Below are 13,370 nucleotides of genomic sequence, written 5' to 3'. Positions count from 1 at the left end.
GAAACCCGCGCTGGCCCGCAAATGCGAGGGTGACAGCGCGCAGCCGCGCCACCCGGTCAGGTGTTACTGCGGTGGGTGTTCTGCAATCGGGTCGCGTAGACCGCGGCCTCGGTGCGCCGGTCGAAGCCGAGCTTGTGCAGCAGCGTGGAGACGTAGTTCTTGACCGTCTTCTCGGCCAGGTACAGCGCGCCCGCGATCTGCCGGTTGGTCATGCCCTCGGCGATCAGGTCCAGGATCTTGCGCTCCTGCTGGCTCAGGCTGCGGTAGCGGGGGTCCTCGACGCGCCCGGCGCGCAGCCGCTCCAGCACGGTCGCGGTGACCCCGGCGTCGAGCAGCGACCCGCCGCCTGCCAGCGTCCGCACCGCCGAGACCAACTCGCCGCCGCTGACCTGCTTGAGCATGTACCCCGCCGCGCCCGCCATGATCGCGCCGAACAGGGCCTCGTCGTCGGAGAACGAGGTGAGCATCAGGCACGCGGGCGGCGGCTCGACCACCGAACGCACCTCCCGGCACACGCTCACCCCCTCCCCGTCGGGCAGTCGCACGTCGAGGATCGCGACCTGGGGCCGCACCGCGGGGATGCGTGCCAGCGCCTGCCCGGCCGTGGCCGCCTCGCCCACCACGTCGATGTCCGGCTCGACCTCGAGAAGCTGGCGCAACCCGCGGCGGACGACCTCGTGGTCGTCGAGCACGAACACGGAAATACTCATTCACACGCCTCCTGGCCTCGCGTCCCGGCCGAGGGCAGCGGCACCGCCCAGTCGACCCTGGTCCCGCCCGGCTCGGGCGAGTCGATCTCGCAGTCTCCCCGCCAGCGGCGGGCCCGCTGGACCATGTTCGCCAGCCCGCTGCGGTGTCGGATGCTCGGCGGCAGTCCGCGGCCGTCGTCGCGCACCAGCAGCCCCAGCCGGGTCGCCCCGCGGTCGACCGACACGGTGACCGCGACGCCGCCTGCGCCCGCGTGCCGCACCACGTTCGACAGCGCCTCGCGCAGGGTGGCGATCAGGTCGAGCGCCACGTCCGCTGGCACGACCGAGTCCAGCGGGCCCTCCAGCCGGACCGTCGGCTCGAACCCCAGCGAGACCGTCGCGTCGGAGATCGCGCGCAGGATTTCGCCGCGCAGGCTGTAGGGGCCGTTCGCGGGCTGCTGGAGGGAGAAGATGCTGCGCCGCACCTCGCGGATCGTCTGGTCGATCTCGTCGGTGAACCCGGCCAGCCGCTCGGCGGCGTCCGGCCCGGTCGCGCGCTTGAGGCCGTGCAGCCCCAGGCCGATCGCGAACAGCCGCTGGATGACCAGGTCGTGCAGGTCGCGGGCGATCCGGTCGCGCTCCTCGTAGAGCGCGAGCCGCTGCCGGTCCTGCTGGGCGTCGGCGAACTCGATCGCGAGCGCGGCGTGCGTGGCGAAGTCGGTGATCATCCGCAGGTCGTCGTCATCGAAGCGGGCCGCGCCCCGCCCGCGGGCGACCATCAGCACGCCGGTGGTGTGCTGGCCCGCGGTCATCGGGACGAACATGGCCGGTCCGAGCGCGTCGATGCCTTGGGGCAGGCGGTGGAAGGTCGCCACCGAGCGGGTCGCGCTCGCCTCGACCACCTCGGTGAGCACCCGGGGCCTGCCGGTGCTGAACACGTCGCCGGTGATGCTTTCGACAATCGGCAGCCGCAGGCCGGACAGCTCATCGCGCAGCACGCCGTCGACGCCGCGGATGAGCATGTGCTCCGGCCCGGACGGCCCGGCGACGAACGCCAGCGCCGCGGCGGGCACCTCCCGGGCCCGGCGCACCAGCAGGTCCAGGCCCTCCGCCTCGCCCGCGGTCGTCCGCAGCACGGCGGTGACCTCGGTGGTGGCCCGCAGCCACCGCTCCCGCCTGCGGCTGAGGTCGTAGTGCCGGGCGTTCTCGATCGCCATGCCCGCCGCGGCGGCCAGCGCCACCACCACGTCCTCGTCCTCCTGGGTGAACGCGCATCCGCCGATCTTCTCGGCCAGGTAGAGATTGCCGAACACCTCGCCGCGCGCCCGGATCGGCACGCCGAGAAACGAGCCGACCCCCGCGAGCCGCCCCGGCACGGTTCGCCCCGGCTCGGGCCGCCCTGGCTCGGCCCGCGCGGCCGCGTCGGTGCGGTCGGCGTCGGCCGGGCCGGTGCTGGTGGGCTTGGTGAGTTCGGCGAGGGCGGAGAAGTCGGTGTCGGCGGGGGCGGGAAGCCGCAGCGGCCGGTCGGTCACCAGGCTGAGGACGGCCTTGGCCCGCGCGGGCAGCGCGCCGCCCGCGCGGGCGAACTCCACGAGGGCGCCGTCCTGGCCGAAGGTGTCGAGCGCGCCGTAGCGGGCGCGGCTGAGTTCGCAGCCCGCTGCGACGATCCGGCGCAGCACGTCGGGCAGCGACAGGTCGCTGGCCACCGACAGCACGGCGTCGAGCAGGTGGCGCATCCGCTCCTGGGAGACCTCAGCGGCGGCGGCGCGGTCGACCAGGCCGCGGAACAGGTTGTTCCGGTGCGGAGCGTGCGGGTCGTCGGCAGGCCTGCCGTCCCGGCCGCCCGGTTGGTCCGCACCTGTCTCCAGCACGGCGTCCACCGCTTTCTCGGTCGAGTCTCGCGGCACGTGTTCGCCCGATGTCATGGCTCGCCCGCGTATTCCTCTTCCCTGCCCCGATCGGTGCGTCGAGCGTCCTCGTGTTCCGCGCCCAGCGCAAGGTCAGACCGGACATCTCACCGCAATGCCCGCGATGTGGGGGCCTCCCCTTCTGGTGGCCTAGTTGGTGAGCACCTCGCCGGAGGGGACCGAGAACCGGCCGGAATGGCCTTTTCCACAAGGGCGTCACGCCGTGCCGGGCACAATCCAGCGCAATGTCCACCGTCCCGGTCCGCCACGCAGAATCGTGCGGGAAAGCGGCGCGACGTCGATACGCCAGAATGCCGACGGATCGGCGCCGAGCGCGTGTATGAGCGCCGCTTTCACCACCGCCGGATGGGTCACCGCGACCGTGCGCGGCGATTCGGTCGGCCGGTCGTCCAGCCAGCGGCCGACCCTGGCCACCAAGTCCACAACGGACTCGCCGCCATGCGGCGCGGCCCTCGGGTCGGTCAGCCACCTGGTCAGCTCGTCCGGCTCGGCCACGGCCAGCTCGTCGAGCGCGTGCCCGCGCCAGCGCCCGAAATCGGCGTCGCGCAGGCCCTCGTCCGGCTTGGCGAGCAGGCCCAGCGCGGCAGCGGTCTGCGCGCATCGCAGGGCCGGGGCGCACAGCGCTTCGTCCACTTGGCCCAATGGGGGTCCGGCAGTCGCAGCAGCGACGGCGTTGCGCTCAAGCGGCTCGTCGGCGGGGAAGGCCGCCGCGCGCGTCGCCGCGGTCGCCCCGTGGCAGACCAGAATCAGCCGCGCGCTCATGAGGCCACCTCACAAGATCGCCGCGACACCCCTGACCTGTCCACCGGACGATCCCACCGTCCGAACGGCCGCGTTGACAGTGCCACGCGAACTCCCATACGTTTCCTAGTCGACCCTGATGGTAGAAGGAAGCCGGTGTGACTCCGGCACGGCCGCGCCACTGTGATCGGCCCCGGCACCCCCCGGGACCGAAGTCAGACCCTTCACCGTCGTCCGCTCCACCGATTGGGCCGCGTGAAGCCCTGAGGAGGCAGTCCATGACGCAAGCCGTCGCACTCCCCACCCCCATCCCCGTGAGCATCCCCGTCCGGCAGATCCTGCCGTACGCGGTTTTCACCGGGATCATCTCCCTGCTGGCGCTGTACTTCGTCGGCGCGGAGCAGGGCGCCCTCGCGATCTTCGAGGGCACCTACGTGCACGAACTGGTTCACGACGCCCGGCACCTGCTGGGTTTCCCGTGCCACTGACCGAGAACGCGACAGCCCCGACCACGTTGACCGTTCGGTCGCTGTTGGTGTGGGGGTTGCTCGCGGGACTTGTCGGTGGTGTGCTCGCTTTCGGCTTCGCGTTCGTGTTCGGGGAGCCGTCGGTGGACACCGCCATCTCGATCGAGGAAGCCGGGGCTGATTCCGGGCACAGCCATGGCGAGGCCGCGGCGCATGAGCCCGCCGAGGAAGAGGAAGTCAGCCGGGCATTCCAGTCCACTGGCGGACTTGGAATCGGCACGGTCGCCTATGGCCTCGGGCTGGGCGGGCTTTTCAGTCTGGCGTTCGCGTTCGCCTATGGCCGTATCGGTCCGCTCACGCCGCGGGCGACCGCGGTGGCCTTGGCTGGGCTCGGGTATGTCGCGGTGGTCTTGGTTCCGTTCCTGGCCTACCCGGCGAACCCGCCTGCGGTGGGCAATGGGGAGACCATCGGTGACCGGACCGTGCTGTTCTTCGGCATGATCGGGATCTCGCTGGTCGCCGTGGTCGGAGCGATCTTCGCCGCGCGGGCGCTCACGCCGCGGGTCGGCGGATGGGGCGCGACCGTGGCGGCTGGGCTCGGGTATCTGGTCGTGGTGACCGGTGTGGCCAAGCTGCTGCCCACGTTCCAGGAAGTCCCCGCCGGATTCCCCGGGAATGTGCTGTGGGAGTTCCGGATCGCTTCCCTGGGCACTTCAGCGGTGCTGTGGGCGGGGATCGGGATCGTGTTCGCGGTGCTGTTGCATCGGGGGCTGTCCCGGGCGTGACCTGGTCGCGAAGGCCGCCTTCTGGGTTTCCCGGGGGCGGCCTTCGCTGTTGGCAGGGAAGGCTCGCTCGACGAGCGAGCCTAGACGCGGCCTCGGCAGGCCGCGGTGAAAGCCTGGATGGCTTCGGGGTTTCCAGCGGGGTGAGTGTGCAGATAGGACGCGTGCAGTCCACCTTGGACGAAACCCTCGCGGCGGATGGCGCCCTCGTGGTCACGCCAGATCCACGCTGGAGTCTCACCGTGGGCGGGCATGGTGTGGGTGCGGTGGAACTCGTGGCCGGACACCCGGGTTCCCTCCGGGTGCAGGGGGGATGTGCCCGCGGCTACCGCGTCTCGATAGCCGAGCAGGAGGCGCGGTGACATAGCCGCTTCTGCGTCGAGCACTCCGCACATCGGCTGCCCGTCCAGTTTGGTCACCAGGTAGAGCAGTCCGCCGCATTCGGCGTGCACTGGGGCGCCGGAGCGGGCCAACGTCGCCACCTCGTTCCGTAGCGGCTCGTTGGCGGACAAGGCTTCCGCGTGTGCCTCCGGGAATCCCCCTGGCAGCACCAATCCCGCTGTGCCTTCGGGGAGCCGGTCGTCGCGGATGGGGTCGACGATGGCGACCTCCGCGCCCGCCGCGCGGAGTAGTTCGGTGTGCTCCGCGTAGCCGAAGGTGAATGCCGGGCCGCCCGCCACCGCGATCACGGGCCGCCCCGCTGTTGGCTTGACCTCGTCTTTCGGGTTCCATTGTGGACCGTCGAAAGCTGGTGCCGAACGGGCCACCTGGACCACGGCGTCCACATCGACTGAGGCCGCTACCAGATCCGCCATCGCCGCTACCGCACGTAGTGCCGGTGTGCCGTGTTCGGCCGCCGGGATCAGGCCCAGGTGGCGGGACGGGACGTCCACCTCGGCCGCGCGCCGGACCGAGCCCAGCACCGGGAGGCCGACGTCCGCGCAGGCCTCCCGGAGCACCTGCTCGTGGCGGTCCGAGCCAACCTGGTTGAGGATCACACCCGCCATTCGCACGCCTGGCCGGTAGGAGCGGAAACCGTGCAGCAGGGCCGCCAGGCTGGTGCTCTGGCCTCGGGTGTCGACCACCAGCAGGACCGGGGCGTCGATCAGCTCGGCCACGTGCGCGGTCGAGCCGAATCCGCCCGCGTTCACCTGGTGGCCGATTCTGCCGTCGAACAGGCCCATGACGCCTTCGACGATGGCGGTGTCCGCGCCGCGTGCGCCGTGGCGGAACAGCGGGGCGATCCGGTGTTCTCCGACCAGAACCGGGTCCAGATTCCGGCCTGGGCGCCCGGCGGCGAGAGTGTGGTAGCCGGGGTCGATGTAGTCCGGGCCGACCTTGAAGGGGGCCACTCGGTGGCCGTGGCGGCGCAGGGCCGCCATGAGGCCGGTGGCCACAGTCGTCTTTCCGCTGCCCGAACCTGGTGCGGCGACAACCAATCTGGCTACCACTCGATGCCCTTCTGGCCCTTGTGGCCCGCGTCCATCGGGTGTTTCACCTTGGTCATGTGGGTCACCAGGTCGGCGGCGTCCACAAGGGACCGCGGCGCGTCCCGGCCGGTGATGACGACGTGCTGGTGGCCGGGGCGGTCGGCGAGGGTCGCGATCACCTCGTCGGTGTCGATCCAGCCCCACTTGAGGGGATAGGTGAACTCGTCCAGGACGTAGAGGCCGTGGCGTTCGTCGGCGATGCGGCGGGCGATCTCGGCCCAGCCTTCGCGGGCGGCTTCCGCGTGGTCGTCCTCGGTGCCTGACTTGCGCGACCAGGACCAGCCCGCGCCCATTTTGTGCCACTCGACCGGGCCGCCTTCGCCGGTCTGGTCGTGCAGCCTGCCCAAGGCGAGGAAGGCGGACTCCTCGCCGACGCGCCACTTCGCGGACTTCACGAACTGGAACACGCCGATCGACCAGCCCTGGTTCCAGCCGCGCAGCGCCAGGCCGAACGCGGCGGTCGACTTGCCCTTCATCTCACCGGTGTGGACCACGACCAGCGGACGGTTGCGCCGCTGGCGGGTGGTGAGGCCGTCTTCCGGGACGACGGCGGGTTTTCCTTGTGGCATCGTGAATCCCTTACGCGGCGCGGGCGGCGCGGACGACACCCGCGACCGAGTCGGCGGACAGTTCTTCCAGGCGCAGACCGGTTCCGCGCAGCGCGACGGCGAGCGTGTTCGCCAGACCGAGGCGGACGGGACCGCTCTCGCAGTCGACCACCACGCTGGCGATACCGTCGCCCGCGAGCAGGGAAGCTGCCCGAAGCGAATCGCGGACCGGGTTGCTTCCGTTGCGGGACAAGGGAACCGTTGCGCGGCCGTCGGTCACCACGACCAGCAGCGCGCGCCTGCGCGGGTCGCGCAGGCGTTCGGTCGCCAGGGTTTTGCGGGCGCGCATGAGCCCGTCGGCCAGTGGCGTGCGGCCACCGGTCCGCAGGTGTCGCAACCGGGCCACGGCCGCCTCGACCGAGGACGTCGGCGGCAGCGCCAGCTCGGACTCCGCGCCGCGGAACGTCACCAGCCCCACTTTGTCGCGCCGCTGGTATGCGTCGCGCAGCAGGGAGATCACCGCGCCGGTCACCGCCGACATCCGCTTGCGCGCCGCCATGGACCCGGACGCGTCGACCGCGAACAGCACCAGGTTCGACTCCCGGCCCTCCCGCACCGCGTGCCGGACGTCGCCGGACCGCACCAGCAGCCCCGGCCCGCTGCGGCCCCGGTCGCGCTGGAACGGCGCGGCCGCGATCAGCGTGCCGACCAGATGCACCCCGGACCCCTGCGTCGCCGACGAGCGCAACGCCCGCCCGGCCCCGCCACGCGACCGCGACCGCCTGCCCGGAGCCCCTTCGCCCACACCGTCGATCTCCAGCACCCGCGCCCGAAACGCTTCGTCTGGCGCGACGGACGTACCCTCGGCCAGGTTCCCCGAGCCCAGGCCGCCCGGTCCTTGGCCGTCGCCGCCTTGGCCGCCGTCGCCCTCGCCTGCCGCGCCCCGGCTGTCCTTGCCTTGGCCGCCGTTGCCCGAGCGGTCCTTGTCCCAGCGGTCGTCACCGCCGCCGTTGCCGGAGCGGTTGTCGCCCCAGCCGCTGTCATCCCAGCGGTCGTTGTCCCAGCGGTCCATGCCCCGGCCGCGGTTGTCCTGGCCGAACTCGCCGGGTCCTTGGCCGTCGTAACTCCGTCCGCCGTTCGCCCCTAGCGAACCGTTCACCCCGTCCGGTGAATCCCCCCAGTTGTCCACCGCCGAGTTATCCACAGGCCGTTGCCGCGCCCCGTTTTCGTCGGTGCTCCCCGATAGACTGGACCGGGGATGGCCCCCTGGGAGGGTGGGCTCTGTGTGGGGGGCGTCGGGGGTGCCGGGCTGGGGGTTGTCGCGCTGGTCGCAGGCGGATTCGGGGGTGGGGGCGCCGCCGGTGGGGCCGTCGGGGTCGGGGTCTCGGTCGGCTTCTTGGGCGGCGTGGCGTAGGGCCTGTTCCAGATGCGCCTGTTCGATGCCGGGCTGGTCGAAGGGGTCGCGGCGCCTGCGGTGGGGGAGGGCCAGGCGGGCGGAGACGGCGACGTCGATTTCCTCCACGGCGGTTGATCCGCGCCAGGCGGCGTGGGCCATGGCGGTGCGGGCCAAAACCAGGTCGGCGCGCATTCCGTCGACGTCGAACGCGGCGCAGACGGCGGCTATTCGGCGTAGCTCCGAGTCGGGGAGCGCCACCTCGGGGAGGGCCTTGCGGGCGGCGACGATCTTGGCGGCCAAGTCGGCGTCTGCGCTGGACCAGCGGGCGGCGAAGCCCGCCGGGTCGGCCTCGAAGGCGAGCCTGCGGCGGATCACCTCCGTGCGCGTGGTGACGTCGCGCGCGGCCCGCACCTCGACGGTGAGGCCGAACCGGTCGAGCAGCTGTGGGCGCAGCTCGCCTTCCTCCGGGTTCATGGTGCCCACCAGCAGGAACGCCGCCGCGTGGGTCACCGACACGCCCTCCCGCTCGACGTGCGCGCGGCCCATCGCGGCGGCGTCGAGCAGCAGGTCGACCAGGTGATCGTGGAGGAGGTTCACCTCGTCGACGTAGAGCACGCCCCGGTGCGCGGCGGCCAGCAGGCCGGGCTGGTACGCGCGAACCCCCTCGGTCAGCGCCCGTTCCAGGTCGAGCGAGCCGATCAACCGGTCCTCGGTCGCTCCCACCGGCAACTCCACGAGCCGCGCGGCGCGGGTGTCGGACTCGGCCCCGACGTGCGGGCCGTCCGGGCAGCGCGGGTCGGGCACGGCCGGGTCGCAGGAGAACCGGCACTCGGCCACCACGTCGGCCTCGGGCAGCAGCGCCGCGAGAGCACGCACGACCGTCGACTTCGCGGTCCCCTTCTCACCGCGCACCAGCACACCGCCGATCCCGGGGTGCACGGCGTTGAGCAGCAGGGACAGCCGCAGGTCGTCATGTCCGACGACGGCGGAGAACGGGTAGCTCATCGGCGGTCACCGGTTTTCGGTGCCAGGACAGGCAAAGGCTGCACGCCGCGATCCTCACTCCGGGTCCGCGCCCGGGTCGGTCTCCGGCAGGGCCGAGTGTCCTGGCTCCCGGATCGTCGCGCCGCTCCGGCCTTCCCAGGGCAACGCCCCGGTGGCACGCGGGGGAGTGGCGCTCCCCGGTCACAGTGGCGGGACCGCACCGGACTCGCACCGGTTTCCTCGCTCACCCTGCTTGGTCGTCTGGCATCGTCGCAGATCGCGGCCCGCGCACCAACCACTGGTCAGGTGTTTACCGGCACACGTGGGACCACAGATCTCCTCGGCACCGCCTCATCCCGGTCGCAGCCGCCGTCGTCGTCCGCGACGGCAAGGGTGGTTCCGACGGCAGTGTGCCGCGGGTCAGCGTCCGGCTTCGCCTCGCTCGTCACCACGGCCAAGGACGGCGCCCTGGCCTGAGGCACCCGGCGTCTAGTGTGTCCGTCCGTGGTGACTGTGGTGGGTATCGGAGCGGACGGCTGGGCGGGACTCGCGCCCGGCGCCCGGGCGGCGCTGGACGCGGCTGAGGTCGTGGTCGGCGGCGCCCGCCAACTCGCCCTGCTGCCCCCGACCGTGACAGCCAAGCGGCTCCAGTGGCCGTCGCCGCTGGTGCCCGCGATCCCCGGGATCCTGGCCGAGCACGCCCACCAGGCGGTGTGCGTGCTCGCCAGCGGGGACCCCATGTTCCACGGCATCGGCACCACCCTGCGCCGGTTCACCGACGTCCGGGTGCTGCCGCAGCCGTCGTCGGTGTCGCTGGCCTGCGCCCGGCTCGGCTGGGCGGTCGACGCCGTGGACGTCGTGAGCGCGGTCGCCCGCCCCCTCGACCGGCTCAACGCCTTTCTGCACAACGGCAGGCGCGTGCTGGTGCTGAGCGAGAACGCCCGCACCCCGGCCGCCGTCGCCGCCCTGCTGCGCGAGCGCGGCTTCGGCAAGAGCACGCTCACCGTGCTGACGGACCTGGGCGGGCCGAGTGAGCGGATCGACACCGGGACCGCCGCCGCCGACTTCGCCGCCGAGGTGGGCGACCTGAACATCGTCGCCGTCGAGTGCGTCGGCGCGCGGCACCTGCCCCGCACCCCCGGCCTGCCCGACGGCGCCTACGAGCACGACGGCCAGATCACCAAACGCGAGATCCGCGCGGTCACCCTCGCCGCGCTCGCTCCTGAGCCCGGTCAGCTTCTGTGGGACGTGGGCGCGGGGTCGGGCAGCGTGGGGATCGAGTGGTCGCGGACCCATCCGGCGTGCCGGGCCGTCGCCGTCGAGCCGCGTCCCGAGCGCGCCGACCGCGTCGAGCGCAACGCGGCGGCTCTCGGGGTGCCGGAGTTGCGCGTGGTCCGGGGCGCGGCGCCGGTCGCGCTTTCCGGTCTGCCCGCCCCGGACGCGGTGTTCGTGGGCGGCGGCGTGACCGTGGACGGGGTGCTTCCGGCGTGCTGGGCGGCGCTGCGGCCCGGCGGCCGGATCGTGGTGAACGCGGTGACGATCGAGTCCGAGCAGCTGGTCACCCGGTGGCACGCCGAGGTCGGGGGTGAGCTGACGCGCCTGTCGGTCAGCCGTGCCGCGCCGCTCGGCGGGTTCACCGGGTGGCGCCCGATGATGCCGGTCACCCAGTGGGCGGCCACCAAGGAGGACACATGACGGTGCGGTTCATCGGGGCGGGACCCGGCGCGGCCGACCTGATCACCCTGCGGGGGCAGCGAATCATCGCCGCCTCGCCGGTCTGCCTCTACGCGGGCGCCCTGGTGCCCGACGAGTTGCTGGAGGCGTGCCCGCCGGGGGCGCGGAAGATCGACACGGCCAACCTGACCCTGGACGAGATCGTCGCCGAAATGCTCACCGCCCACGCCGAGGGGCATGACGTGGCGCGGCTGCACTCCGGCGACCCGTCGGTGTTCAGCGCCATGGCCGAGCAGATGCGCCGCCTCGACGCGGCGGGCGTGCCCTACGACGTGACGCCTGGTGTGCCCGCCTTCGCCGCCGCCGCCGCGTCGCTGCGGCGCGAGCTGACCGTGCCCGCCGTCGGCCAGACCGTGGTGCTGACCCGCACCTCCGCCCGCGCGACGCCGATGCCGCCCGGCGAAGACCTGGCCACGCTCGGCCAGAGCCGGGCCACCGTGGTGCTACACCTTGCGGTGCAACGGATTGACGAGGTGGTCGCGGAACTGGTGCCGAACTACGGCTCGCACTGCCCGGCCGCCGTCGTCGCCTACGCCTCGCGGCCCGACGAGGTGATCCTGCGCGGCACGCTCGCCGATATCGGCGACCAGGTTCGCGCGGCCGGGATCAAGCGCACTGCGGTGATCATCGTGGGCCGGGTCCTCGACCCGGACGGCTTCTGTGAGAGCCACCTGTACTCGGCCGCGCGCGAGCGTCAGTGAGCGCGGCCCACGATCGTCCCGGCGCGGTCGATCACCACCACATCCACCGCGATTTCCGCGCCCCGCAACACTTCGACCGCTGCTTGCCGGGCTCGCTCGGCCACCGCGTCGCCGAGTGGGACGTCCGCGGCCTCGGCCAGCCGCAGCGCCTCCAGGGCGGTGTTGCCCTCGGCGATCCGCTCAGCCAGGTCGGCGTCACCGCCCGCGGCGAGCGCGGTGTCGGCCAGCTTGCGCAAGTCCACTTGGGACCGTCCGGAGTGCAGGTCGAGATGGCCGTCGGCGAGCTTGGACAGCTTGCCGAACCCGCCCGCGATCGTCAGGCGCGGCACGGGATGTCGGCGCAGGTACTTGAGCACCGCGCCCGCGAAGTCGCCCATGTCGAGCAGGGCGTCCTCGGGCAGCCCGTAGAGGGCCGTCACGGTCTTCTCGGACGTGGAACCGGTGCAGCCGGCGACGTGCCGGTAGCCCGCCGCGCGGGCGACGTCGATGCCGCGCCGGATGCTGTCGATCCAGGCCGAGCACGAGTACGGCACGACCACGCCGGTGGTGCCCAAAATGGACAGTCCGCCGAGGATGCCGAGCCGGGGATTCCAGGTCTTGCGGGCCAGTTCTTCGCCGTTGTCGACCGAGATCTCCACGATCACATCGCCGGTCCCGTTGTGCGAAGCGGCCACGGCGGCCACGTGCTCGCGGATCAGCTGGCGGGGAACGGGATTGATCGCGGGCTCGCCGACAGCCAGCGGCAACCCCGCCTTGGTGACCGTTCCCACCCCGGGGCCCGCGCGGAAGGCCACGCCCGTCCCCGGTTCGCCGTGTCGGACCGTGGCGCGGATGAGCGCGCCGTGCGTGACGTCCGGGTCGTCGCCCGCGTCCTTGACCACACCGGCCATGGCGGACTCGGCGTCCAGCGACTCGACCGCCAGCGCGAACGCGGGCGTCTGTCCTTTGGGGAGGGTGATGCCGACCGGATCGGGGAACTCGCCGGTGAGCAGCGCGGTGTAGGCGGCCGTGGTCGCCGCGGTCGCGCACGCCCCGGTCGTCCAGCCATAGCGCAGCCCTTCCGGCGTGCGTCGTTCTCCGGTCATGGCACCAGCGTGAACGATGGCCGCCGCCACACGGCAGCGGGGGTGCGGTCGTGAAGGTGCTGGTGCTCGGCGGGACCGGTGAAGCGCGGGAGTTGGCCGCCGCTCTGCACGAGCGGGACATCCAGGTGATCTCGTCGCTGGCGGGCCGCGTGCGCGATCCGAGGCTGCCGGTCGGCGAGGTGCGGATCGGGGGATTCGGCGGGCCAGCGCGGCTCGCCGAGTGGCTGGCGGACGAGGGGATCGACGCGGTGGTCGACGCCACGCACCCGTTCGCCGAGCGGATCAGCTTCTCGGCTGCCGATGCGGCGCGGGCGGCGGGCGTGCCGTCGATCATGCTGCGCAGGCCGGGGTGGGCGTCCCGGCCGGGGTGGCACTGGGTGTCGGATCTGGCCGAGGCCGCCGTTCGGATCGAGTCGCTGGGGAAGCGGGTCTTCCTGACCACCGGGCGGCAGGGGCTGGCCGCGTTCGCCGAGTCGCCGCTGTGGTTCCTGGTGCGGTGCGTCGACCCGCCGGACCCGCCGATGCCCGCGCGGACCCACCTGGTGCTCGACCGGGGACCGTATTCGGTGGATGGCGAGCTGGCGCTGATGCGTGCGCACCGGGTGGATGTGCTGGTCACCAAGGACAGCGGCGGTCCGCTGACGGTCGCCAAGCTCGACGCTGCCGAGCGGCTGGGGCTACCGGTGGTGGTCGTTCGCAGGCCGGACATTCCGGACATTTCGGTCGTGGAGACAGCGAGCCATGTTCTCGGCTGGCTGACGCGAGCCGTACCCCCGTCGACGCCGACCCCCGACGGTTAGCCTGGCCGGACAGGACCTGACGGAA

The 13,370-nt window shown here is 72.6% G+C and carries 12 protein-coding genes and 1 riboswitch; of the genes, 5 read left to right on the top strand and 7 right to left on the bottom strand.

Annotated features, from left to right (window positions below; genetic code table 11):
• Window positions 1-56 precede the first annotated feature (56 nt).
• The 3 genes from BLS56_RS01195 to BLS56_RS01185 form a co-directional block, all read right to left on the bottom strand.
• Window positions 57-710, bottom strand: a complete 654-nt coding sequence (locus BLS56_RS01195) for a response regulator (protein WP_091447226.1) — start codon at window positions 708-710, stop codon at window positions 57-59.
• Window positions 707-2,614 carry a sensor histidine kinase gene (locus BLS56_RS01190; protein WP_091447223.1) on the bottom strand — a complete coding sequence of 636 codons (1,908 nt, stop codon included), beginning with the start codon at window positions 2,612-2,614 and terminating at the stop codon, window positions 707-709. Before BLS56_RS01190 ends, BLS56_RS01195 begins: the two co-directional genes overlap by 4 nt.
• Before the next feature lie 198 nt (window positions 2,615-2,812).
• On the bottom strand, window positions 2,813-3,379 hold the full coding sequence (locus BLS56_RS01185) for a histidine phosphatase family protein (protein ID WP_091447219.1): 567 nt from the start codon (window positions 3,377-3,379) through the stop codon (window positions 2,813-2,815).
• A gap of 257 nt (window positions 3,380-3,636) precedes the next feature.
• Between BLS56_RS01185 and BLS56_RS01180 the strand changes: the two genes are divergently transcribed.
• Window positions 3,637-3,846 carry a CbtB domain-containing protein gene (locus tag BLS56_RS01180; RefSeq protein ID WP_091447216.1) on the top strand — a complete coding sequence of 70 codons (210 nt, stop codon included), beginning with the start codon at window positions 3,637-3,639 and terminating at the stop codon, window positions 3,844-3,846.
• Window positions 3,837-4,610, top strand: a complete 774-nt coding sequence (locus BLS56_RS01175; protein WP_228771266.1) for a CbtA family protein — start codon at window positions 3,837-3,839, stop codon at window positions 4,608-4,610. The genes BLS56_RS01180 and BLS56_RS01175 overlap by 10 nt, the downstream gene beginning before the upstream one ends.
• 80 nt (window positions 4,611-4,690) lie before the next feature.
• Here BLS56_RS01175 and BLS56_RS01170 read toward each other — a convergent pair whose 3' ends face one another.
• The 3 genes from BLS56_RS01170 to BLS56_RS01160 are packed head-to-tail and all read right to left on the bottom strand — an operon-like array spanning window position 4,691 to window position 9,046.
• Entirely contained in the window at window positions 4,691-6,058 is a 1,368-nt protein-coding gene (locus BLS56_RS01170; RefSeq protein ID WP_091447213.1) for a cobyrinate a,c-diamide synthase, read from the bottom strand.
• Entirely contained in the window at window positions 6,052-6,666 is a 615-nt protein-coding gene (gene cobO / locus BLS56_RS01165) for a cob(I)yrinic acid a,c-diamide adenosyltransferase (RefSeq protein WP_091448680.1), read from the bottom strand. The genes BLS56_RS01170 and cobO overlap by 7 nt, the downstream gene beginning before the upstream one ends.
• A gap of 10 nt (window positions 6,667-6,676) precedes the next feature.
• A complete protein-coding gene (locus BLS56_RS01160; protein WP_091447209.1) occupies window positions 6,677-9,046 on the bottom strand; it encodes a magnesium chelatase subunit D family protein in 2,370 nt (789 codons plus the stop codon).
• Window positions 9,047-9,141: 95 nt separating this feature from the next.
• Window positions 9,142-9,266, bottom strand: a riboswitch (cobalamin riboswitch).
• 275 nt (window positions 9,267-9,541) lie between these two features.
• Here BLS56_RS01160 and cbiE point away from each other — a divergent pair.
• Entirely contained in the window at window positions 9,542-10,720 is a 1,179-nt protein-coding gene (gene cbiE, locus BLS56_RS01155; protein WP_228771265.1) for a precorrin-6y C5,15-methyltransferase (decarboxylating) subunit CbiE, read from the top strand.
• On the top strand, window positions 10,717-11,460 hold the full coding sequence (gene cobM / locus BLS56_RS01150) for a precorrin-4 C(11)-methyltransferase (RefSeq protein WP_091447205.1): 744 nt from the start codon (window positions 10,717-10,719) through the stop codon (window positions 11,458-11,460). Before cbiE ends, cobM begins: the two co-directional genes overlap by 4 nt.
• Here the strand turns inward: cobM and BLS56_RS01145 are convergent.
• The gene (locus BLS56_RS01145; RefSeq protein ID WP_091447202.1) at window positions 11,454-12,545 is read right to left on the bottom strand and encodes a cobalt-precorrin-5B (C(1))-methyltransferase; all 1,092 of its coding nucleotides are present in this window, start codon (window positions 12,543-12,545) and stop codon (window positions 11,454-11,456) included. The genes cobM and BLS56_RS01145 overlap by 7 nt on opposite strands.
• Window positions 12,546-12,595: 50 nt before the next feature.
• On the opposite strand from BLS56_RS01145, the gene BLS56_RS01140 reads away from it, so the two are divergent.
• A complete protein-coding gene (locus tag BLS56_RS01140; protein ID WP_175482603.1) occupies window positions 12,596-13,345 on the top strand; it encodes a cobalt-precorrin-6A reductase in 750 nt (249 codons plus the stop codon).
• The last annotated feature ends 25 nt before the right edge of the window (window positions 13,346-13,370 follow it).

Source organism: Actinokineospora iranica (genome assembly GCF_900101685.1).
In the GTDB taxonomy this organism is placed as follows: Bacteria; Actinomycetota; Actinomycetes; order Mycobacteriales; family Pseudonocardiaceae; genus Actinokineospora; species Actinokineospora iranica.
The sequence above is the reverse complement of the archived record's forward strand: the minus strand, read 5'-3'. Positions and strand labels throughout refer to the sequence as shown.